Source organism: Pseudomonas sp. Pseusp9 (assembly GCF_059491265.1).
Window position 1 is genome coordinate 1392557 of sequence record NZ_CP168500.1, and the last position, 21016, is coordinate 1413572.

Consider the following 21016-nt stretch of genomic DNA (forward strand, 5'->3'; position numbering starts at 1 on the left):
ATGGCTGACCGCGCTGCCCGCTTGGCTTTCATCCTCAGCCTGACCGACAAGGTCAGCGCCCCGTTGGGCAAGGTGAAAACCAGCTTTTCCGACCTGGCCAACCAGGGACAGCAGAACATCGTGAAGATGGGCGCAGGGCTGGCCGGCATGGTGGGCGCCGGTGTGGCCATCACCGAGTCGCTGGAACCAGCACTGGAGATGAATCGGGCATTGGGTGAGGTTCGTTCTCTGGGCGTAGCTGAAGATGCCCTGGATGCGCTCAACCGTAAGTCACTGGAGTTTTCTGTGGCCTACGGCGAGAACGCCCAGGCGTTCGTCGCCTCCGCGTACAGCATTTCAGGTGCGATCAAAGGCCTGGCCGGCGAACAATTGGCCACGTTCACCAACACCAGCAACCTGCTGGCCAAGGCGACCAAATCCGACGCCGAGACCATGGGTGTCTATGTCGGCACCATGTACAACCTGTTCAAGTCCTCCGCTGATTCCATGGGCAAAAGCCAATGGGTTGAAAAACTGGGCGGCCAAACGGCGCTAGCGGTGCAGCTGTTCCGTACCGACGGCGCACAGCTCAAGGATGCGTTCAAGGAAGTCGGTGCGATCGCGACCAGTTTTGGCGTCGACATGGCCGAGCAGTTTGCCGTGATCGGCTCGCTGAGTAGCACCATGGAAGGCGGCGATGCCGGCGGGCGCTACAAGGCGTTCTTTGAAAACGCCGCTGCCGGTTCCGAAAAGCTGGGGGTAAAGCTGACCGACCAGCAGGGCAAGATGCTGCCGATCCTTGATGTCCTGGACAAGCTGCAGGGCAAGTTGGGCGATCTGAACAGTGCGTCGGCCAGCGCGAAGCTGCTCGATGCATTTGGCGGCGAAGGTGCCCAGGTGATCGGCGCGCTGGCCAAGGACACCGACCGGCTCAAGAACGGGCTGGACCAGTTGGGCAAGGTGCGCGGATTGGAAAACGCCGAGAAGATGGCTCAGGCCATGGTCGACCCATGGCAGCAGTTCGGCGCCGCCGTGCAGGCGCTGCGCATCGCGTTCGGTCAGTCGCTGATTCCATTGCTCACGCCGCTGATGGATCGGCTGGTGGGCATCGCCTCGACGCTGACCCGCTGGACCCAACTGTTTCCCAACATCACCCGCGTGGTGGGCATCACCGTGCTGGTAATCCTTGGCCTGGCTGGCGCAATGGCGGCGCTCACGTTCGTGGTGGGCCTCAGCAAAATGGTTTGGCTGTCCTTGGTCACGATCTGGAAGGTTCTGACCTGGACGGGTTTCCGCAGCATCGCGATGTTCCTGTTCCACACGGTGATGATCAGCGCCTTCGTCGTGGGCATGGTCGCGATGTACACCTGGATGGGCCTGGTGCGTGGCGCGATGCTGCTGTGGCAAGGCGCCATCTGGCTGGTCAACGCCGCGATGCTGGCCAACCCGGTGCTGCTGATCATTGCCGGGATCGTCGCCCTGATCGCCCTGGTGGTCGCCGCCGTTGTGTATTGGGACCAGTGGACCGCCGCGCTGATGAATACCGCGGCGTTCAAGTGGGTGGCTGACCAGCTGCAGCGGCTATCTGACTGGTTTGGTTCGATCGGCGGCTGGACCGGCATGGCCCGCGCCGCGTGGGAGGGCATCGTCGCGATCTTCAAGAGTGCGATCAACGGCCTGATCGACATGCTGAACAAGATCCCGGGCGTGGAGATCGATGCCGCTTTTGGTGATCTGCCAAGCCCATCAGAGATTGGTGGCCTGTCAGCGCCGATCGCGGAAGAAGCTCGCAAGCGCATGAACGGCGCCATGACCAGCATTTCCCCGAACGGACCTACCGCCGTTCCACCGGGTGGGCTGTTGCGCAGCATTCAGAACAGCAGTACCCAGACCCAGAGCAAGACGACTCACATCGAGAAGATGGAAATCCATACCGCCAAGCCAATGACCCCGTTGGAGCTGGAGAACATGGTGGCGATGGGGGTAGGTGGATGAGCCTCTACATCGATCTATTGATCACCCATAACGACTTGACCCTGGACCCCTCGAACCAGCCGCTGCTGGTGGACGATCGAACCAGCATTGCCCAGGACATCGCTCACATGATCCGCGAAAGCGGCCTGCTGGTGACGTTGGTAGCCGAGCGCGACCGCTTCCGCCAGGCCGATTGCATTCAGCAATTGGAACTGCTCGCTGAGGCGGACGTGCGGCTGGTGCCGGGCACCGTCCGGATCCTCGAAGAGGAAAAGGGTAAGTACCTGGTCACGGCCAAAACCATTGAATTTGGATCTGTCGAGGTAGTGCTGTGAGTGACGTAGATTTCAAACAGGCGTTGAGTGACGCCGGCATTCCGACCACCGAGGCCAAGTTGCGTGCGGCCTGGGAAGCGGAAGTCGTCGCTCAGGGCAGCAAGTTGAGCAACAGCAGCGCATGGTCACCGTTCTGGCGGGTGATCACCGCCTTGGTAACCAAGCCTGTGATGTGGCTGATCGAATTTATCGCCGGAACAGTGTTGCCGAACTTCTTCGTGAAAACCGCCATCGGTGCCTGGCTGGACATGTTGGCCTGGGCGGTCAACGTCACTCGCAAGCCTGCGACCAAGGCCGAGGGGCTACTGCTGTTCACCAGGAGCGCGCTGGCCGGTTTGCTGGAAGTTCCCGCCGGTACCCGCGTGCAGTCGATTGCGATAAACGGCAATGTGTACGAGTTGGTGACGGTGGCGGCGGCGAGCTTCGCCGATGGCGAATCACAGATCCGGATTTTGGCCCGTGCCAAGCATGCGGGCAGCGGATTCAACCTCGCACCAGGTTACTTTTCCATTTTGCCCGAACCCGTGCCCGGGGTGGTCCAGGTGGTAAATGCTGACGGCTGGCTGAGCCAACCGGGTGCGGACACCGAGCCTGACGACGAGCTGCGCCTGCGTGTGCGCAATCAGTTTTCAGCGGTCAACCAATGGCACACCGACGCGGTGTATCGCGCCATGATTGCCGCGTTCCCGGGCGTGCAGCCTGACGGCGTTTACTTCGAGCACAACGCGCCCCGGGGCCCGGGCAGTGCCAATGCCTTTGTCCTGTTCGAAGCCGATTCGCCAGCGGACACTTTCCTCGCTGAGATCAATCGCTACATCCGTGACGGTGGCAACCATGGTCACGGCGACGATCTTCTGGTGTTGGAAATGCCAGCCACCTTGCACACCGTCAGTTTGACGGTTTGGACCAAGGCTGAAGTGGGTGCCGAGCGTTACGCGAAACTGAAATCGGATGTCGAGCTGTACATCCGCGCCGCGTTCCGAGAAAGCACCGCCAGCGATTACCAGCCGACACTGACGCACCCGCAATCCCGGTTTTCGTTCAGTCGCCTTGGCGAAGAGTTGCACCAGCAGTTCCCTGGAATCGATTCCCTCGACTTCGACAACATCGACATCATTTCCGAGCTGACCATCCCACGTCTATCCGGGGTTGAGGTGCGGCTGAATGCTTAAGTTGAGCCTACCTTTCTGGCTTGACGGACCGGAGCTGGCCAAGCTCAAAGCTGCCGCGCAAGCCTGGTGGAACAAGGTCGAAGGCTGGCTGCACTGGCCGTTGCTGCAGATGGATGCGGAGACCTGCCACCTGAGCGTGCTCGACCTGCTGGCTTGGCAGCGCGACATTCAGCGTTTCCACGGCGAACCCGAAAACCTGTACCGCCTGCGGGTGAAATACGCCTTCGTCAACGCCGTCGACGCGGGCAGCACCGCTGGCATGGTGCGCATTTTCGAGCGCTTGGGCGTGGGTTACGTGGAGATCCAGGAGCGCCTGCCAGGCCTCGATTGGGACGTGGTCCTGCTGCACCTGTCCGACACGCAGTTGAGCGAAAACCCGGTGTTGCTGCGCGTCCTGATGCAGCAATACGGCCGCACCTGCCGGCGATACGACTTCGTCACGATCACTCCCGTGAAATTGAACATCGGCGTGGCCGACTTCAACGACGACCAACAGACCCTGATTGCCACGCTGGACGACAGCGCAAGCCGCCTGATCGTGATCAACGAGCTCGCAATCCTCACTTTTCTGACTGATTCATTTTAGGAGCCCCCATGGGAGCTAGCATCACCCTTGCCGGCGAAAGTCTCATTGCCCAAAAACAAGGCGCTGGAGAGAAGCTCGATGTTGCTCGCTTCGTTCTGGCGCTCGTTCCTGGCCTTGACCCCAATGCTCCTGTAGATCGAGCGGCCGGGAAACCACCGGCGGATCAGATCGTGTTTACCAGGGCCTACGACCGCAAAGGTTACGTCAGCCCGAATCAGGTGGTTTACAGCCTGATGGTAGGTTCGGACGTGGGGGATTGGGACTTCAACTGGATTGGCCTGGAAGCCGCCGAAGGCGTATTGCTCGCGGTTGCGACCGTACCGGTGCAGCAGAAGCGGAAAAACATTCCACCGCTGCAGATCGGCAACAACGTCACCCGCAACTTCCTGGTGGAGTTCAATGGGGCCCAGGCATTGACCGGTATTACCGTCGACGCCAGCACCTGGCAGCACGACTTCACGGTGCGCCTGAACGGCATCGATCAACGCGAGCGCATGAGCAATCGTGACGTGTTCGGGCGGGTCTGCTACCTGGCCGACAGCCTGCAGATGGAGCGCAGTTTTGGCATCTTCCAAGTCAAAGCGGGCATTGTCTATGTGGAGGGCCTGCGCCTTGAGCTGGTTGAGCCAGTCCAAGTCCAGTTGCCGGCACTTCCAGTTAAAGCGTGGCTTGACGTTGCACTGGCGCGTGAAGGTAGCGAAACGGTTGCTGCCTGGAAGGTTGTGTTCGGCGCCGTAAAGACGGACTACGTCGACAGCAACGGCACTTCCCATTACCTGGTGGAGCTGGCCAGCGTGGCGGTGTCGGGGGAGATCACGGATCTGCGCCAAAGTGAGCCCGTCACCGGCGCCCTGGTCAAGCAAATCGCCTTGCGTAACGGTGACTACGAACACCTGCGCGCCCGGGCTACCACCAAAGAAGACGTCGATCTGGGTGAGTTGCCCAACGCCAAGAGCGATGACCTGAGCACCGATAGCAGCGAAGTTCTGGCCACCACCAAGGCGCTGAACGCGCTGCGCAAGATCATTGATGACTCGGAAGTTGGACGCATCGGCACCTTTGCCATGGCCACGCCACCTCCGGGTTGGTTCCGCGCCAACGGTGCGGCGGTGTCGCGCACGGTGTATGCCGGGCTGTTCGCCAAGATCGGCACCACCTACGGCGCCGGAGACGGCGTCAGCACCTTCAACTTGCCTGACCCACGCGGCAAGTTTATTCGCATCCTGGACGATGGCCGGGGGATCGATGTCGGCCGTGTTCTGGGTAGCTCCCAAGCTGACGATACGCGCAGCCACAACCACACCGGCAGTGCCGCCGGCGCCGGCGGCCATATACACGCTGCTTCGAGCGACACCCAGGGCGCGCACACCCACAACGTCCACTACGGCGACCTCACCCCGGACGGTGCGGACTTTGGCACTCCGGGAGAACCACGAAACCCACTGAACGGGAGCGACATTCCCGCCTTTGCAACCGCCACCACGTCAGCAGGTGCACACGCGCACAACATCACCATAAATGCCGTGGGCGACCACTCGCACGCAATCACCGTCAACGCCACCGGTGGCAGCGAAACGCGCCCCACCAACATCGCGTTTCTCGCTTGCATCAAGTACTGAGGCCAACCTATGGACACGAAAATCGTCTATCAAACCGATCATCTGGGCATCTTTACCGGGACCACCGTGGCTGATCGCTCGCCGCTGGAACCTGATGTGTGGTTGATTCCCGGCGGCTGCATTGAAGAGGCGCCGCCGGCGGTACCGGAAAAAATGGCGGCGCATTGGGATGGTCGGGGCTGGCATCTGGTGGACAGCTACCAGGGGCGGACGGCATACAACATCGAGACCCGCGAAGCCCTGGTGATCGAGCGTGTGGGCTCGCTTCCGACCGGTTACACGCTGGAAGTACCAGGCCCGGGCCAGATCTGGGTGAACGGTCACTGGGCCGATGACATCCCGGCCATGATCGAGCAGCACTACAGCGCACAGCTTTTGGCGATCAACGCGGCCTGTCTGCAGGAGATCACCGGTGGATTCTGGTCGGATGCCCTGGGCGATCGGCAGTTCTACGATACCGAGCTCGAGGACCAGCTGAATCTGACCAGCATGATTCTGCGCGGTCTGGGCGGCGCGTATGCCTGCCGCGATGAGTCTGGGGTGAAAGCCTTCCTGGATCACACCAGCGATCAACTGCGCCAGATCGGCGACGAGTTCACCGAGTTCAAGCTGCAATGCCTGCGCAAGGCCAACGACCTCAAGCAAACCCTGGCGGCGGCGCGGTCGGCTTCGGACCCAGACGCGCTCAACGCAGTGGCATGGGAGTCCGCGCCGGTATGACTTGGGCCCCCATCACCATGCGCTGGCCGGAGCAGTCCACCCAGTGGCTCGGCGGCCTCGATGCCGCCAAGGTGCTGGCCAGTAGCGAGTTGGCCTGCACCGGGCAGCGCCTTGAAGGTCTGGCTGACTTGGCCACTACCTCACCTGGGCCGGTCGGTGCCGCTGCAGAAGCTGCCGTCGCCGCTGGTCGCGCAGGGCTGAGCGATGCCCTGGGCGAAGTGCCGGCCTGCCTGGTTGTGACGCCATTCCAAAGTGGAGTGGGGCAGGGGCGCGGCTATCAGCGTTACCTGTCTGCGCCTAACTTGCTGCAGCAGCTGGGCGAGAAATTGGAAGACACCGGCGACGACAGCCGACCGACTGGCTCGCAATACGCCCTGGTGGTGATGTTCCTGGGCACGCGCTACGACAAGTTCGCGGCAACCCTGTCCCGCTTCAACGCCGTGCTGCCCATGCCTGACCTGCAGCGGGCCGAACGTCGAGCGAAAAACCTGTTCGCGCTGGACGCTGAAAAGTGGGAATTGCCCACCGCCGGCACACTGCCGCGCTGGGGGGCTCTGCCCCTGGAGCGTTGCACCGTGACCAAGGCCGCCACCCACGCGCTGAACAGTCAGCTGTCGGCCTTAGAGAGCTACGCGGACAGTTCGCCGATGGCCGACCTGGCCAAGATGGCCGTTCGCAAAGCCAGTCAGGCACAGGCACAGATGCAGAAATTGGCCGACCTCAAGTCTCAATTCGCCGGCGGCACTGCTGACGACACCATGCGCGCGCGCCTGATCGGTCCGGGCAATGCCGCCGAATTGCGTCGCCAGCTCCTGCAGGGCGATGCACCCGGTCACGAGTGGGGTCTGTCCGCCGGAGTGCTTCTGGTCGGATCCCTGAAAGGTCTGGGCTTTGTTCGCGAATTGGTGGGCCTATGACCTTATTGCTCGATGGCGAACAGGTACGCGGTAAAAACCTCAAGGTCACTGCCAATCTGCGGATCGAAAGCGATGACCTGTCCGGACAAACCAGCAACACCGACTCGGCGCACAAGGGCTTCAAGCCCAAGACATTGGCGGTCACGTTGCTAATCCCATTTGTCGACGAGGCGCATCTTCGCAGTCTGATGCGCTTGGCAGAGGCGACCGACACCGGTGGTCAGCTCAAAACTTACCGGCTCGTGAACGACACCGCATCAGCATTTGGTGTACGCCAGGTGCAGTTCTCCGACGGTGTCAGCGCCCGGGAAGATGACACGCTCAGGGCTTGGCTTGTGCAGTTCACCCTGTCGGAAAAGCTCTCCAACCCCGAGCGGGTCGAAACGCGGCGAGCGGCCAAGGGTGTGACGCAGCAAGGCGCCCCGGGGCAATCGGTCACTGCACCAGGTGCAGGCGAAGCCGGTGCGAACGGGCAAGAGCTGAGCGGCTTCGAAGCAACTTTGAAAAAGCTCGATAACTACCTGGGCGGTGGGGCGTGAGCATGAAACTGCACAAGGTGCTGACTATTGGTGGAGTGGTATATCCGCTGATCGCGGATGACGTGCGCCTCGAGTTGCGATCGCCTGGTCGTGCAACGCTGACCATTCAGGCCGCGGCGCCGGTGAAGGGACTGGTCACCCTCGATATCGGCTACAACGACAACCCGCTGCAGCGCCACTTCATTGGCTACGTCGAACGCTGTACGTCGTCCAACGCAATCGAGCAGGTGCTGTTCTGTCGCGAGCTGGCCGCGATCCTGGCCAACCCATTGCCGCTCAACCTGCGCCATGCCGATCTGAGCACGGTACTGGCAGAGATCAGCCAGAAAACCGGGTTGAGCTTCCGAGTACCAGACAAGGCTTACACCAAGATCAAAGCCCCGTTTTTTTACAACCTGGCCGCCGGCTACCAGGCCATGGACAGCTTGTCCCGGGTTTTCGGTATCACCGACTTCATATGGCAGCAGCAGGGTGACGGCGAAGTGTTTGTGGGCAGTTGGGCCGACAGCTTCTTCGGAACCCGATCGCCGCTGCAGTTGCCGGTCGATCTGTTCAACGATTACCAAAACAATCAGAGCGCGATGATTGCGGCCCTTCCCGGGTTGCGGCCAGGTGCATCCATCAACCAAGGCGAGCGGATCACCCAGGTGACGCTCACCGGCAATCAAATGGCGATCCGATGGAAGACGCAATCCGCCGCAGTGTAGAGCGGCAATTCCCCGAACTCACCGGCGGCTATCACCTGCCACGCTTTGCCCGGGTCGTGGGTGTAGCCGATGCCCCGGCCGGGGCCGGCATTTGCGATGACTTCCGTCCGCGTTTTGCGGTGGACCTTGAGCTGCTGGGCGAGGACGACGAGCCGGATATGCAACTGCCAGTGCTGGCCGGCGTCCCACTGCCTATGCCGATGGGTGGCGACGAGATGGGCTTTTTCGCTTTCCCCGAAGAAGGCACCCGGGTTGTCGTGTGTTTCGCCTATGGCCTACCGAGCAAGCCGTTTATTCAGGCAATCCTGCCGCACGGATTGAGTCTGCCGAAGGTACCGAAGGGTGACCAGGTATGGCAGCACAGCGAAGACGCACAGCAACGCGTTGATGCTGATGGAAACTGGCTACGTCAAACCGAAGGCCGGATCCGTGACAAATCGATCGAGCGGGATGTTGAAAGCCTGACCAATACCGAACGCCACCAGAGCAGCACGGTGGAAGTCGACGACCACTCGACCGAGTCGGTCGGAGGCATCAAGACGATCGAGGCGATCGGTGCGCTCAAGCTGCTGTCGGGCGGATCCGCGAGTCTGGTCGCACTGGATGACCTTCACCTGGCCAGCGGCCGCGACCTCAACCAAGTCGTGGGCCAAAAACTCAACCTGACGGTGGGTGGCCAGTTGCAGGAACGCGTCGAAGGAATCCGCCGTAGTACCGCCCCAAAAACTTGGCTCGGCTCAGAAGGGGTCAACGTCCTACAGATTCTTTGCGATTTACTCGACCTGGTTCAGCAAATGAATGTGCAGCTGGCCGCTCACACCCACATGCCGGGACCTACGCCAAGTCCCACAGATGCCGCCGAATTCACCGCCAAGGCCACGCACGCGATGCTGCTGGTCGAGCAGTTGCAGCCAATTACCGCTTAAAAGGAAGACCTCGTGGAACTGAAGACATATTTTGCCCAGGACGACGCGGGGAACATCCTCAGCGAGGCGACCTGCTATCTGTATCAACGTGGTACTGAAGCCTTGGTACCGGAGCTGCATAAGGCCAACGGAACTGCCTTAGGTAACCCCTTTTTCGCCGATCAATTCGGACAAATCGAGTTTGCGGCAGCCAACGGTCTGTACGACCTGCGAGTAGTTAAGGGGAGTCGTGACTTCAGAATCCACGTCCAGTGCAGTGATGTGCAAGCGACGCTGGATGAGGCTGAAAACGCGGCCCTAGTGCTTGAACAAAAGCTGAAAGACCCTACCAATCCAAGTGCCGGCGCAGCGTGGATGCTCGGGTGGAGCAGGAGCCAGCTTTCCAGCGCTATCACCACCGCAGCGCAAGCGCTTTCAACCCAGGCCATAAGCTTGTGGGAGTTTGCCAATCTGGCGACGCAGGTTGACCCGCATGATTGGCGCACCTGGGATTGGTCGGCACCACTCATCGCAGCCTCGGCTTTAGATTTGCCAGTGGTCGGCCATGGACTGACCTACAAAGTCAGCAAAACCGTGGTTAGCCATACCATCAATCTGAGCGAGATATGTTTCGAGCCGATGCCCAGCGTGCCCGGTGGCATTCTCCTGGAATTCAGTGGTAATGATTCAATCCTGAATATTGAAGTCGACGCCCTGGGCAAAGGCATCAGTTGTGTGCGGGTATCGGGGCACCGGTCAAAGGGTCTCATTGGCGCCAACAACATTACCGGGCAACCGACGGCCATCGGTGGCCCGCAATCGGGCGTCACCATTGATGGCTTCGATTGCCGCATTGGCGTGTATGGCTCGGGTCATCAAAAGGGCACCTCCGAGAATGATTCCATCCCTCGGCTGCTTTCCACGGACGGCGTCGGCAACAACAACACGATTACTTCGCTCATCGGTACGAACTTGAACTGTGGGTGGGTTTCGTCGCAAGCCCAGTGCTACTTCGGCACCATTGACCTTGATGGTCTGACCGACAACGGCGTCTATAACTTGGCCGGCAAAATAGACGGGAACGTCGCCACCTTTACTCACGGCCTGGATGAAATGGTAGTGGGGGGCGGTAAAACCAACATCAACGTGTTGCGGGTGAAAGATTGCAAAGGCAACAGCAGCCTGGGTAATGGCAATCTGACTGTGGGACGCTATGAGGTTAGCGCCTCCAGCCCCGAGTATGCATATGTGCCTATCCGCACCCGGACAGGTAACGTCAGCTCGACCGTCAGCATTGGTCAGTTGGTCGGTAACCTTTATCTGGTTTCAGCGGCAAATGGGGCGGGGATTCTTCAAGCCATCGCTGGAGAAATCACCGACACAACCATCGGCGAGATTGATTTAAAGATTCATTATGTAGCCGGATCGACCAAGCTGCTGGCGCAAAATGATAATGGCAAGGGTTACAACATCGGCCGGATCAAACTGGAGTTGATCGATGAAACCGGAACTTTGACCGGTGCCGACAAGTTTGATTTCCGACTGCCTACTGCCATTACTAAGCCGTCCTTTCTGGGCGAAACCACCCTGATCAGTACCAGCGGCGAAATCAGGGTGTCCAATTTCTCCCAATCGTTAGCGCGGATCGCGGCTGGCCAGGAAATAAACGCTACGGCGGGTCCGTATCTGGTGCAAGAAAACGCCAGTTTTCCCAAGCCACGGATGTTAGTGATTAATGCGGTACCGACCGTGGGAACGCATGTTCGTGGCGATAAGCTGGCGATTAAGAATATCTCCATTGGGTATCCCGTTGAGTATCGCGTAGTCGTTGGTGGAAGCCCAGGTGCCGCGCGCGCAACGGCCTGGATTGTTAACAAAGGCACAACAGCGGGAAGGCCAACACTTTCAGCTAATGATGTTGGTGTTATGTACTTTGATGTCAGCTTGAGCGCCAACGGGAAGCCTATTTGGTGGACGGGGACGGTGTGGGTCGATGCCTTAGGGGCTTCGGTTTAAATAATAACTAACATGGTGGTGAGGAATAAATATGGCGCTTTTGATTAATACTAAGTTTCGTGGCCTTGTGGTTGAAGGAGCGTACGCATCAGTTAGCTTGCCATCACTGTCGGCTTCAAAGTCGGAAATGTACTTTACTGTCTCATACCGAGTAGATGCTGATAATGAACCGTTCAACTCTGAATTGTTGGCTGCTCCATATGATTTGAATGGAGCCAATCCTTTTGTTCAAGCGTATGAATATCTAAAATCGCTTATAGAGTTTCAGGGCTGCATTGAGTGTTAGACCAGTTGTCTGCAATAGCCTGAGACAAACTCATCTGCAACAGTCTGTACCATATATGCAGGGGCCATTGGCCTCTGCTTTCTTTTTCGTCGGGAGAGTCACATTTACTCCAGACGGCACCACCAGGATTGCGCGTAGGCGCATCCGTCGATGTACTCGATTCCACTTAAAACAAATCCGGTATTTGCCATCCCTGCCAAGGTTGCGTCCAGCAGACTCGGAAGCGGGTCTGGATCAAGCGGCATACCCACAAGCACACGAGCAACGTTCGCGCTACGACCGAGATCTGGGCTGATCTCTGAGTTCACCATGACGTTCCCTCTGATCGCGGGATAACGCCGGCGCTCCTGTGGGGTGAGCGCGATGCCCTGGCGACGCATAGGTGTGACAAGCATATGCATAAGCCCCACCTACTCGACAATTTGATAATCAAACAATGCTTCCACTGCGTAGGCCAATGCACCATCGGCTTGCTCAAGGAGATCGCTCAGGTCATCGCGATCGATCACCTGTTCCCGGTGCAACGCATGAGCCTGCCTCAATAGGGCTTTGTGGTGAACACCCGGCGCCGCAAGCAATGCGGCCTCGTTCCTCAGTAGTACCTGCCATCCGGCGAGCGCCTGCGCCTTCTTGGTAGATGCTGTAGCGGCTCTCTCTTCCATTGCCATTATCTCTTTCTATGACTGTATGGATAAACAGTATATCGAAGGAGAAAGGCTGGCTACGTCTGCCCGATGAAATACGTGACGCGGGCAAGAGGTGCATGAGGCGAAAATCGTCCGGATAATAAAAAAACATCTGAAAAAGCACTTATCCCCCTCCCGCCGACGGGCTTTGCGTCCGTTTTTTGTGCAAATCCCGATGTAGTGCAAACGAACCTGCAGCCCAGGCTGGCCGTGGGGCTCTGCAGGAAATTGGCAATTTCACAGAGTGCAAAGTTTTGAAAGGAAATGCAGCGCGGTTGCACAGCGGCGCAGGGTACGGTCACGGAAGGGGTAGCGCTGGTGTGCCCGGTTTCATTGAGCGAAAAGTTGGAAAATGCGTGTTTCGGCGGGTTTTCATTTCTGGAGCAGTAGCACCAAATGCGCTACAGGGCTGTATCTGGATTGCGGTCAGTCAGCCTAGAGACCTTGCAATGTATGGCTTCCAGGCCTTTTGGCTTGTTTCACAGATTGGCCACACGTTCGACCCAGTTTGAACACCTATTCGAGGGCTTGAAAGAGGGGACGAGAGGGATATGGTAGCCATTTTTGAGGCGCGGCGCGGCAAATGGCTATTAGGCTATACTGCATTTTCGTGAAGTGGTGGGTAAAGCTATTCTAATATTTTTTCTTAAATAACAGGGAACGTAAATTGAAACTTTATAGATATGCAGCACAACGATATACCGATAGCTTAATGAGTATGGGGAGCTTGAGAATTGGCACGCTGCACGATTTTAGGCGATCGGAGCATAAAAAAGGTGTTGGCGATGCTAAAGAAGGCAAGAAGGTAGTTACTCATGAAATGTTTGATGTCAATGAAAATAACATTAAAGCTGAGCATGCTCGGGCAAATGAGCTGTTTAAGCTTGTAAGGATGGAGGAGGGCGGTAAGCTGCATATTGGAAAGGTGAATATCATAAACAATTTTGATCACCCAGATTGCTTCGTTCTTTGTCTATCGCATCAGCGCTCCAAATCGGTTATGAACTCTTTGGAGGGTGCGGATTCATGCCTTGAGTTGGTCAGTTTTCTACCATTTCTCGAGACGCTTAATAACGTGTTGAGTGAGCATGTTCCGATCAAACATTTTAAAGTTGACCATGTGACTTATCAGTCCCGTGAAGAGGAGTGGAATGGGGAAGACTTTGGTGTACACCCAGCTTTTGTAAAGGAATTAGATTTTGTAGATCAAGCCGAGGTTCGCATTATTTGGGAGCCAAGATTTGATAGTCCGATAAGCCCGATTATTGTAAATGATATTAAACTTTCACAATATTTTAGGCCGATAAAAATATAGAAGCTCCTGCTGAGCCGGTGGTGCGATAGCGGAGAGCAGTTCAAGGGAGTCGCCGCATTGACTAACACTGATCAATAGATCGCACCAGCGGTATGTCTTCGACGGTGGGCGGGCCTCATCTATGCTCGCTTCACCTTGCATCTCGTCCAATTCACTCCTAGCCGTAACATTTAAACTTCTGCTGGGGCTGCGCCTCTCGTCCTGTGCTCGATATCGTTACGAACAAAAGCTGGTCCCGCCCCATGAAGATTAGCTGTGAAGCTAGATTGGATCGCAAGACCGGAGATGAGCAATCATGCTCGGCAAGTGATACACCGCATCGCCTCGATTATGATGCTGATTCTCAAAATCGACAGTCACTGGTTCACCAGAGTTTACTAAGACAAACTCGGCAAGAGCCTCCGACAACCCGTCGGATTCAGCAACGACCTTGGTCAAGTCGTCGTATTTCATAGCTCCCACCAGGTAACCGTGGATTGCATCGACGCGGTCTTTGTTGAATTTGTGGATTTTGTCATACAGGACTTTATTAAGCCCCTGGTGTAAGCATTGCTTTAAGAGAGGGGCAAACAGTTGTTTTCGCTCATCTTGGTGCGGCGTATTTTCATAGTAAATGCGCAGCCAGATGTCCATGTACTGCAAGCGCAGTGAAACCACCTCAATCAAACAATTTGACGCCCGGGCATGCTGAACTCGCAGGGCAAGCTCACCGAGGTTTTCAATCGACTGCTCAACCTCTGGTTCTTCCTCAGTCGCCCGATAGAGCTTAAAAGCACCTTCAGGCTCCGCACGGATTGCATCTAGAAGATTTTGGGTCTGGCTCATGAAAAAAACACCTAGCGATTGGTTGATAGAGCTGTCTTTAGCGGGCATTGAGTAAGCAAAAAAGGCTAAACGTAGCGGCTTTCTTGAGATTAATTCTTAAAGACAGGGAGGGCATTTCAAAAAGAGCGATATGAGTAATACGGGGTAGGTGATGTGGCTGGAACCCCCGGTTTTACTGGGGGTAATGGTATTACATGGCAAAGTAATATGAAGCGATATGAAAAGTAATATTTCCGCCAACCCCCCGGATTCATTGGGTTTTAAGGAATGGAAATATAGCTTTATAGAAAGGTAATAATATCGCCTTCCTATCGCTCAAATATCGCCTTTCCATAAACGGCTGGACGCCTTGATCTACGCGGGCTGTAGCTGATTTTCGGAGGGGATATTACTAATATTACTTTTTTTTCGAACCCCCACAGATTTTAGGATTGGCACCTATACGGGGGGTGGGGTCAGGCTTTGCGGCTGTTTGACTGATTTCATCAAACGTCCCCCAATACGGCCCCCAGCGGGATGCGGTAACGGATGAACACAGCTACAGGCCTTGAAAATAGTGGAGCGGGTGAAGGGAATCGAACCCTCGTTATCAGCTTGGGAAGCTGGAGTAATGCCATTATACGACACCCGCTCAGAGCGGTGACTTTGTACCAGATACGGCCGGCGATTTGAAGTTTTTCTTTACGTGGGGCGGGTTTAACGCGGATTTATCGACAACGCGTGGAGCCCGTGACGGTCGATCGCGGGCAAGCCTCGCGCCTGTGCAATACGTTTAACGCAGCAGGGCGGGGCTTGCTCGCGATGACGCTACTTCAGCTTGCCAATGCATGGTGTTCCTGGACGTTGTGGTAACGCGGTCGGCTTTCGTGTTGCGACGGTTTCAGGAAACCCATCAGTGCGTTGCGGCTGTCTCGGCAGGCGGCTTTGTGCTCCATGTCGAGAAAGTGGCCAGTGGCCTGAATGGTACTGAACGTGCTGTGTTGCACGTGGCCGGCGAACAACCGGGCGTCGTCGGCGGCGGTGTATTCGTCCCATTCGCCGTTGAGGAACAGCACCGGCACATCGATTTTTTTCGCCGCGTGCAGGTAGCACTGGCGGTCGCTGTGCAGCACGTCGCTGATGTGGAAGTGCATCTGCCCGTACTCATGCTCGGCCAGGGAGCTGACGTGGCGATAGTTGAAGCGCTTGAACAGCGACGGCAGGTGTTTGCCTATGGTGTCGTTGACCAGGTGCCCGACCCGGTCGCGGTCCAGGTTGCCGAGGTGTTCGACACCGCGCTCGAGGTAGTCGAGCATGTGCGCGTTGATCACCGGGGAGAACGAGCTGATCACGGCTTTTTCGATGCGCCGTGGCCGTTGCGACAACGCCATCATGGTCGCGGCGCCGCCCCAGGAAAAGGACAGCACGTGCTCGGCGGCGAAGTGGTCGATCAGCTCCAGCAGGATCTGCCCTTCGATTTCCTTGGTGAGCATTTTTTCATGCACGTTGTGGGCTTTTGACCGGCCCGCGTAGGGCTGGTCGTAGCAGACGACGTTGAACTGCGGATGGAGGTTTTTCACGGTTTGTGCAAACGACGCAGTGGTGGCCATCGAGCCGTTGACCAGGATAATGGTCTTCTCTGCGGCGTCTGCGCGATAGAACTCCGTGTAAACCCGATACTGACCCTGTATATCCAGCACAGCGATTTCTGGCCTCATGTCATAAGACTCCTGGCAAGCGGGTATGCGCGCAAATGAGATTGCACGAGCTTTGTGACAGGTAGGCATATGCCTTGGAATTTGCTGGCCCATGTCGATCCAATGCAGTCCGGTCGACGGGTATTGTTATTGGCGGGCAGTCTGCCGGGTGAGGCCGGAACCCATGGGTTCCTACCGGCAAAAAGTTTCTTGGAAGTATGTGGTGACTCATCGGTCACATTTCGGCCGACGTCCTGATTCAAGCAGGGGTCACATCATTGCGCAAGTGCCGTTGGTAAATTGTTCGACAACTTTCTGCTGAGCGGTCTAGCGCTTAGATCGATCCGATCTCTTCGTCGGTCAGCGGGCGGTAGTCACCCGGTTTCAACGCGTTGTCGAGCACCAATGGGCCCATGCGCTCGCGGTGCAGGCGCAGCACCTTGTTGTCGAAGTGGCCGAACATGCGCTTCACCTGGTGATAACGGCCCTCGACAATGCTCAGGCGTGCCGATTTCGGCCCGAGCCGCTCTAGTCCGGCCGGTTGCGTGGTGAGGTCTTCGAAGGCGAAGTACAGCCCTTCACTGAATTTGATCGCGTATTCGGGGCCGATGTCCTGCTCGGTTTCGACGTAATAGACCTTGGGCAGTTTGGTTTGCGGTTGGGTCAGGCGTCGCGACCAGCTGCCGTCGTTGGTGATCAGCATCAGGCCGGTGGTATTGAAGTCCAGGCGGCCGGCGATGTGCAGTTCGTCCTTGTCCGGTTCATGGATCAGATCGAGTACGGTCGGGTGCTGTGGATCGCGCGTGGCGCTGACGCATCCGGGGGGCTTGTGCAGCATGAAATGGCGCAGCGGTTTGCCGGCTTGCAGTACGTCGTCGTCCACTTCGACACGGCTGAATTCGCGGACTTCGCTGTGCGGGTCACTGACGGTTTTTCCGTCGACCCTGACGCGTTTTTCCACCAGCAACAGGCGCACCTGCTTACGGTTGAAGCACGGCAGGTTGCTGAGGAATCGGTCGACACGCATGACTAGGGATCAGTGAAGAAAAGGGCGCGCATCTTACTTGATCGACCCGGATGTTGCTTGCAACTGCGCCTCCACCTCGGCGCAACGCGGGCACAGGCACGAGGCGTCGCGTAGCTCCGCCGGCAGTGCCTGGAGCACTGCCGGGTCGATGCTGACGCCGTAGCACCAGCAGGCGCGGTCGGCGGTTCGCGGGTCGGCCAGGGTGCAGTCGTTGGGGGCGCCGCAAGCGGGGCAGAGGTCAGGCTGGTTCATGGACGGAGTGAGACATTTCCACGCAGGTTCGATTTCGGCCACTTTGCTTGGCCCGGTACATCGCATGATCCGCCCGTGACAGCAGGCTATGCAAGGTGTCATCCGGTTGCAGGGTGGTGAGGCCGATGCTCACGGTCAGTTGCAAGGCCTTGTCGTTGTAGGCGTAGCGCTGTTGTTCCACGTGCTGGCGAATTTTCTCGGCAATCATCAGGCCTGTCTTGCCGTCGGTGTCCTTGAGCAACACGATGAACTCCTCACCCCCCCAGCGGCAGACGATGTCGGAGTGCCGCAGGCAACTTTCCAGATCCCGGGCGAAGCCGATCAATACCTGGTCGCCGGCCAGGTGGCCATAGGTGTCGTTCAGCGCCTTGAAGTGGTCGAGGTCCAGCAGCAGGGCGGTCAGCGGTTTGGGCTCGCGCCGGGCTTCTTGCATGGCCTGTGCGGCCAGCAGGTCGAAGCCGCGACGGTTGGGCAGTTCGGTCAGGCTGTCGAGGGTGGCCTGGGCCTGGATCCTGTCCTGGAAGCGTTTGATCACCCGGTTGAGCAGGGCCAGCACGATCAGCGTGACCAGCAGGCAGATCAGCAGGTTGAGATACAGCGACTGGCGGATTTCACTGAGGGCGCTGTCTTCGCGTTTGTCGACGAACAGGTACCAGTTCAGTTCCGGGATAAAGCGTACGTTGAGGAAATGTCCCTGGCCCTGCACGGAATATTCATAACTGCCGCTGTGGGGTTTGGGCAGCCGACTGACCAGGTCTTTCATGCTGTCGAGTTCGCCGAGTTTCTGCCCGATGTGCGCGCCCTGCGGACCCCCTTCGGCGCCGGTGAGCACCAGGCGCCCGAAGTTGTCGACGAAATATACGCTGCGTTGATAACGCTGCTGGTACTTGTCGATCAGCTTGATCACCGCGTCGACGGTCAGGCCAACCCCGGCCGCGCCGATGAATCGGTCGTTGTAGTCGTAGACCTTGTAGTTGATGAAAAAGGTCAGGTTGTCCTTGTTGGCGAGGTCCGGGTCGACATTGATTTCGTACGGGTCCTTCATGTCCCGCACGCGGAAGTACCAGGCGTCGCGGGGTTCGGTGGCCCTGACCTGTTTGAGCACACCCTTGGCGTGGTAGTAGGTCAGGCTGGCGTTGGAGACGAAGAACGCGGTGTAGGCACCGTAGTGGGTCATGACCTCGTTGAGGTAGCGGGTCATCTGGTTGGAGTCTTTTTCACCGTTGACCACCCAGTCGCGCATGAAGGTGTCGCGGGCCATCATCGAGGAAATCAGGATCGGCCTGACGAGGTCTTTCTGGATTTCCGAATAGACCGTGTCCGACGTCAGCGGCAGTTCGGTGTTGACGATGTTGTCGCGGATCGATGCCCGGGAGGCGTAGTAGCTGAGAAAGGAAGTGGCGAGGAAGCCTGCGCCCAGCAACGCGACCAGCGTGAGAACCAACGAACGTTGAGAATACAGCGGCGAGCGAAGCGGCATGGCAGTTCCATTGGCAGCAATCCGATGGCATGCATTCTAAGGGTACTGCCGGGAAATAACTGCTCTATGTGCGCCGCGAATGGTCGTAGATGGTGGTTGGCCCTTGTGGGAGCGAGCCTGCTCGCGAAAGCGGTGTGTCAGGCGACATTGTTGGTGAATGTACTGACGCCTTCGCGAGCCGGCTCGCTCCCACAGGTTCTGAGTCAAACCAGGGTTTTGAGGTACGCCCGCCATCCGCCCAAATGACTGATGTTCACCGCGCCCTCCAGTCCATAGGCCTCGCAGATAAACCCGCTCTCCCAGCGACCGTCCGCCAGTTGCACCTTGCCCAACCCCAGCGGTGCCGGAATCCCGGTCAGGAACGAACCCAGTTCACGGCTGGGCAACTCCCAAACCTCTACCGCAATCGCCACGCCGCCATCCTTCACGCGGACCATGCCCGGGCGAAACGGCGGGCCGCCGGCCAGGGCATAGAGTTGATAGTCCGGCGAGCTGAATGTCGTTTCCACCCACCGGGCACCGCGCTGCTTGAGTTGCCAGTTCAACGCCAACCCGTCCAGATGCGCGCCGCAGACCACCAGCCGCGCCCGATCATGGCGTGCAACCGTCACCGGTGCAGGTGCGGCCAAGCCTTGCTGACGCTGCAGGGCATCGGCCACGCTCAACAGATACTGATCGGTAAAGGCCCGGCCAAACAACGTCACGCCCCATGGCAGGCCGTTGTCCATGAATGCGCTGGGCACGGCGATGGCGGCGTAGTCGAGCAGGTTCATGAAGTTGGTGTAGTAGCCCAGTTCCGAATTGCGCAGGACCGGTTCGGCCTTGAGCTGCGCCAGCGTCACCGGGCGGCCGATGGTTGGCGTGACCACACAATCGAGGCCTTCCAGCGCGGTGTCGCACAGGGCTTTGAGTGCTTGCAGGCGGTATTGGGCGCGGAAGGTCTGCACGCCGTCGACGGCGGGAGCCTTGGCCAGAACGGCGCGAATTACCGGCAACACGGCCTCGGGATTTTGCGCCATCAACTCACCGACCACGCTGTAGCGCTCGGCCACCCACGGCCCCTCATAGAGCAAACGTGCGGCCTCCAGAAACGGCGACAGGTCCAGTTCTACCGCTTCGCCACCCAAGGCCTTGAGGCGGTCGATGGCATCACCGAACAACAGCGGGCCTTCAGGGCAACCGAAAAACTGCAGGTCCTGCGCACGGGGCACGCCGAAACGGAACGGTCGCGGTGTGCCGAACGCCGAGCCGTCGTTCCACAGCGGGTTGTTGCGGCTGTATTCGTCCCGTGGATCAAGCCGTGCGGTGAGTGCCAGCAACTGACTGGCCTCCCGCGCCGTGGCGGTGAAGGTGGTGACGCAATCCAGCGTTCGACAGGCCGGTACCACGCCGGCCGTCGAAATCAGGCCCTTGGTGGCTTTCATGCCGACCAGATTGTTCAACGCCGCCGGTACGCGCCCGGAGCCGGCGGTGTCGGTGCCCAGCGCAAAACTCGCGACGCCGAGCGCTACCGCCAGCGACGAACCGGCGCTGGAACCGCCCGACGGGTATTCCGGCAACACGCTGTTGGGGCACGCGCCATAAGGTGAGCGGCTGCCGTTGAGTCCTGTGGCGAACTGGTCAAGGTTGGTCTTGCCCAGCGGAATCGCACCGAGGGCCAGCAGTTGCTCGACGATGGTTGCCGAACGCTCGGGCACGTAGGCAAATGCCGGGCACGCCGCCGTGGTCGGAATGCCCACCAGGTCGATGTTGTCCTTGATCGCGAACGGCACGCCATACAGCGGCAGGCTGTCGAGGTCGCGGCCGTCGAGGGCGGCGAGGTAAGGCTCCAGTTCTTGGGCACTGAGCAAGTGGATGAACAGGTGATAGTCCGGGTTCAGCGCCGCGGCCTTGTCCCGCAGGACCGGCAGCAGTTGCCGGGGGGTGAGGCTGCCGTCGCGGTAAGCGCTGCGCAGGGCGTCGAGTTGCAGGTTGATATTCATGGCATGAGTCCTTGGCAA

The 21016-nt window shown here is 58.3% G+C and carries 21 protein-coding genes and 1 tRNA gene; 13 read left to right on the top strand and 9 right to left on the bottom strand.

Annotated elements, in window-relative coordinates:
- The 12 genes from ACEN8E_RS06270 to ACEN8E_RS06325 are packed head-to-tail and all read left to right on the top strand — an operon-like array spanning nt 1 to nt 11755.
- On the top strand, nt 1-1974 hold the full coding sequence (locus ACEN8E_RS06270; RefSeq protein WP_495591865.1) for a phage tail tape measure protein: 1974 nt from the start codon (nt 1-3) through the stop codon (nt 1972-1974).
- The gene (locus ACEN8E_RS06275; RefSeq protein ID WP_495591866.1) at nt 1971-2288 is read left to right on the top strand and encodes a DUF2590 family protein; all 318 of its coding nucleotides are present in this window, start codon (nt 1971-1973) and stop codon (nt 2286-2288) included. Before ACEN8E_RS06270 ends, ACEN8E_RS06275 begins: the two co-directional genes overlap by 4 nt.
- Entirely contained in the window at nt 2285-3460 is a 1176-nt protein-coding gene (locus ACEN8E_RS06280) for a baseplate J/gp47 family protein (RefSeq protein WP_495591867.1), read from the top strand. Before ACEN8E_RS06275 ends, ACEN8E_RS06280 begins: the two co-directional genes overlap by 4 nt.
- Nucleotides 3453-4046, top strand: a complete 594-nt coding sequence (locus ACEN8E_RS06285) for a phage tail protein (protein ID WP_495591868.1) — start codon at nt 3453-3455, stop codon at nt 4044-4046. Before ACEN8E_RS06280 ends, ACEN8E_RS06285 begins: the two co-directional genes overlap by 8 nt.
- 8 nt (nt 4047-4054) lie before the next feature.
- Nucleotides 4055-5665, top strand: a complete 1611-nt coding sequence (locus tag ACEN8E_RS06290; RefSeq protein WP_495591869.1) for a phage tail-collar fiber domain-containing protein — start codon at nt 4055-4057, stop codon at nt 5663-5665.
- Nucleotides 5666-5674: 9 nt separating this feature from the next.
- Complete coding sequence (locus ACEN8E_RS06295) at nt 5675-6385, top strand: DUF4376 domain-containing protein (RefSeq protein ID WP_495591870.1); 711 nt, start codon at nt 5675-5677, stop codon at nt 6383-6385.
- Nucleotides 6382-7302 carry a hypothetical protein gene (locus ACEN8E_RS06300; RefSeq protein WP_495591871.1) on the top strand — a complete coding sequence of 307 codons (921 nt, stop codon included), beginning with the start codon at nt 6382-6384 and terminating at the stop codon, nt 7300-7302. Before ACEN8E_RS06295 ends, ACEN8E_RS06300 begins: the two co-directional genes overlap by 4 nt.
- A complete protein-coding gene (locus ACEN8E_RS06305) occupies nt 7299-7841 on the top strand; it encodes a baseplate complex protein (protein ID WP_495591872.1) in 543 nt (180 codons plus the stop codon). The genes ACEN8E_RS06300 and ACEN8E_RS06305 overlap by 4 nt, the downstream gene beginning before the upstream one ends.
- Nucleotides 7838-8548, top strand: a complete 711-nt coding sequence (locus ACEN8E_RS06310) for a hypothetical protein (RefSeq protein WP_495591873.1) — start codon at nt 7838-7840, stop codon at nt 8546-8548. The genes ACEN8E_RS06305 and ACEN8E_RS06310 overlap by 4 nt, the downstream gene beginning before the upstream one ends.
- The gene (locus tag ACEN8E_RS06315; protein ID WP_495591874.1) at nt 8521-9474 is read left to right on the top strand and encodes a hypothetical protein; all 954 of its coding nucleotides are present in this window, start codon (nt 8521-8523) and stop codon (nt 9472-9474) included. The genes ACEN8E_RS06310 and ACEN8E_RS06315 overlap by 28 nt, the downstream gene beginning before the upstream one ends.
- Before the next feature lie 12 nt (nt 9475-9486).
- Nucleotides 9487-11469: a hypothetical protein gene (locus ACEN8E_RS06320; protein WP_495591875.1), complete on the top strand. Its 1983-nt coding sequence runs from the start codon at nt 9487-9489 to the stop codon at nt 11467-11469.
- 31 nt (nt 11470-11500) lie between these two features.
- Complete coding sequence (locus tag ACEN8E_RS06325; RefSeq protein ID WP_495591876.1) at nt 11501-11755, top strand: hypothetical protein; 255 nt, start codon at nt 11501-11503, stop codon at nt 11753-11755.
- A gap of 104 nt (nt 11756-11859) precedes the next feature.
- Here ACEN8E_RS06325 and ACEN8E_RS06330 read toward each other — a convergent pair whose 3' ends face one another.
- Together ACEN8E_RS06330 and ACEN8E_RS06335 are read right to left on the bottom strand one after the other, a co-directional pair.
- Complete coding sequence (locus tag ACEN8E_RS06330; RefSeq protein WP_495591877.1) at nt 11860-12156, bottom strand: hypothetical protein; 297 nt, start codon at nt 12154-12156, stop codon at nt 11860-11862.
- Nucleotides 12157-12165: 9 nt separating this feature from the next.
- On the bottom strand, nt 12166-12417 hold the full coding sequence (locus tag ACEN8E_RS06335; protein WP_495591878.1) for a hypothetical protein: 252 nt from the start codon (nt 12415-12417) through the stop codon (nt 12166-12168).
- Nucleotides 12418-13108: 691 nt separating this feature from the next.
- On the opposite strand from ACEN8E_RS06335, the gene ACEN8E_RS06340 reads away from it, so the two are divergent.
- Nucleotides 13109-13756 carry a hypothetical protein gene (locus ACEN8E_RS06340; protein ID WP_495591879.1) on the top strand — a complete coding sequence of 216 codons (648 nt, stop codon included), beginning with the start codon at nt 13109-13111 and terminating at the stop codon, nt 13754-13756.
- Nucleotides 13757-14017: 261 nt separating this feature from the next.
- On the opposite strand, the gene ACEN8E_RS06345 is transcribed toward ACEN8E_RS06340, so the two are convergent.
- From ACEN8E_RS06345 to atzF, 7 genes are all read right to left on the bottom strand, one after another.
- Complete coding sequence (locus ACEN8E_RS06345; protein ID WP_495591880.1) at nt 14018-14581, bottom strand: hypothetical protein; 564 nt, start codon at nt 14579-14581, stop codon at nt 14018-14020.
- A gap of 557 nt (nt 14582-15138) precedes the next feature.
- Nucleotides 15139-15212: transfer RNA gene (locus ACEN8E_RS06350), tRNA-Gly, on the bottom strand.
- 181 nt (nt 15213-15393) lie between these two features.
- Nucleotides 15394-16278 carry an alpha/beta fold hydrolase gene (locus tag ACEN8E_RS06355; protein WP_495591881.1) on the bottom strand — a complete coding sequence of 295 codons (885 nt, stop codon included), beginning with the start codon at nt 16276-16278 and terminating at the stop codon, nt 15394-15396.
- A gap of 313 nt (nt 16279-16591) precedes the next feature.
- Nucleotides 16592-17284, bottom strand: coding sequence for a pseudouridine synthase (locus ACEN8E_RS06360; protein WP_495591882.1), 693 nt, complete (start codon nt 17282-17284; stop codon nt 16592-16594).
- Nucleotides 17285-17317: 33 nt separating this feature from the next.
- Complete coding sequence (locus ACEN8E_RS06365) at nt 17318-17536, bottom strand: cysteine-rich CWC family protein (RefSeq protein ID WP_495591883.1); 219 nt, start codon at nt 17534-17536, stop codon at nt 17318-17320.
- Nucleotides 17523-19016, bottom strand: coding sequence for a sensor domain-containing diguanylate cyclase (locus ACEN8E_RS06370; RefSeq protein WP_495591884.1), 1494 nt, complete (start codon nt 19014-19016; stop codon nt 17523-17525). The genes ACEN8E_RS06365 and ACEN8E_RS06370 overlap by 14 nt, the downstream gene beginning before the upstream one ends.
- A gap of 203 nt (nt 19017-19219) precedes the next feature.
- Complete coding sequence (gene atzF / locus ACEN8E_RS06375; protein ID WP_495591885.1) at nt 19220-20998, bottom strand: allophanate hydrolase; 1779 nt, start codon at nt 20996-20998, stop codon at nt 19220-19222.
- Nucleotides 20999-21016 lie beyond the last annotated feature (18 nt).

Bases quoted from the DNA above. Each gene is read 5' to 3' on its own strand.
- ACEN8E_RS06270 (WP_495591865.1), top strand. From the start codon at position 1: ATGGCTGACCGCGCTGCCCGCTTGGCTTTCATCCTCAGCCTGACCGAC.
- ACEN8E_RS06275 (WP_495591866.1), top strand. From the start codon at position 1,971: ATGAGCCTCTACATCGATCTATTGATCACCCATAACGACTTGACCCTG.
- ACEN8E_RS06285 (WP_495591868.1), top strand. From the start codon at position 3,453: ATGCTTAAGTTGAGCCTACCTTTCTGGCTTGACGGACCGGAGCTGGCC.
- ACEN8E_RS06290 (WP_495591869.1), top strand. From the start codon at position 4,055: ATGGGAGCTAGCATCACCCTTGCCGGCGAAAGTCTCATTGCCCAAAAA.
- ACEN8E_RS06295 (WP_495591870.1), top strand. From the start codon at position 5,675: ATGGACACGAAAATCGTCTATCAAACCGATCATCTGGGCATCTTTACC.
- ACEN8E_RS06300 (WP_495591871.1), top strand. From the start codon at position 6,382: ATGACTTGGGCCCCCATCACCATGCGCTGGCCGGAGCAGTCCACCCAG.
- ACEN8E_RS06305 (WP_495591872.1), top strand. From the start codon at position 7,299: ATGACCTTATTGCTCGATGGCGAACAGGTACGCGGTAAAAACCTCAAG.
- ACEN8E_RS06315 (WP_495591874.1), top strand. From the start codon at position 8,521: ATGGAAGACGCAATCCGCCGCAGTGTAGAGCGGCAATTCCCCGAACTC.
- ACEN8E_RS06325 (WP_495591876.1), top strand. From the start codon at position 11,501: ATGGCGCTTTTGATTAATACTAAGTTTCGTGGCCTTGTGGTTGAAGGA.
- ACEN8E_RS06330 (WP_495591877.1), bottom strand. From the start codon at position 12,156: ATGCATATGCTTGTCACACCTATGCGTCGCCAGGGCATCGCGCTCACC.
- ACEN8E_RS06335 (WP_495591878.1), bottom strand. From the start codon at position 12,417: ATGGAAGAGAGAGCCGCTACAGCATCTACCAAGAAGGCGCAGGCGCTC.
- ACEN8E_RS06345 (WP_495591880.1), bottom strand. From the start codon at position 14,581: ATGAGCCAGACCCAAAATCTTCTAGATGCAATCCGTGCGGAGCCTGAA.
- ACEN8E_RS06355 (WP_495591881.1), bottom strand. From the start codon at position 16,278: ATGAGGCCAGAAATCGCTGTGCTGGATATACAGGGTCAGTATCGGGTT.
- ACEN8E_RS06360 (WP_495591882.1), bottom strand. From the start codon at position 17,284: ATGCGTGTCGACCGATTCCTCAGCAACCTGCCGTGCTTCAACCGTAAG.
- ACEN8E_RS06365 (WP_495591883.1), bottom strand. From the start codon at position 17,536: ATGAACCAGCCTGACCTCTGCCCCGCTTGCGGCGCCCCCAACGACTGC.
- ACEN8E_RS06370 (WP_495591884.1), bottom strand. From the start codon at position 19,016: ATGCCGCTTCGCTCGCCGCTGTATTCTCAACGTTCGTTGGTTCTCACG.
- atzF (WP_495591885.1), bottom strand. From the start codon at position 20,998: ATGAATATCAACCTGCAACTCGACGCCCTGCGCAGCGCTTACCGCGAC.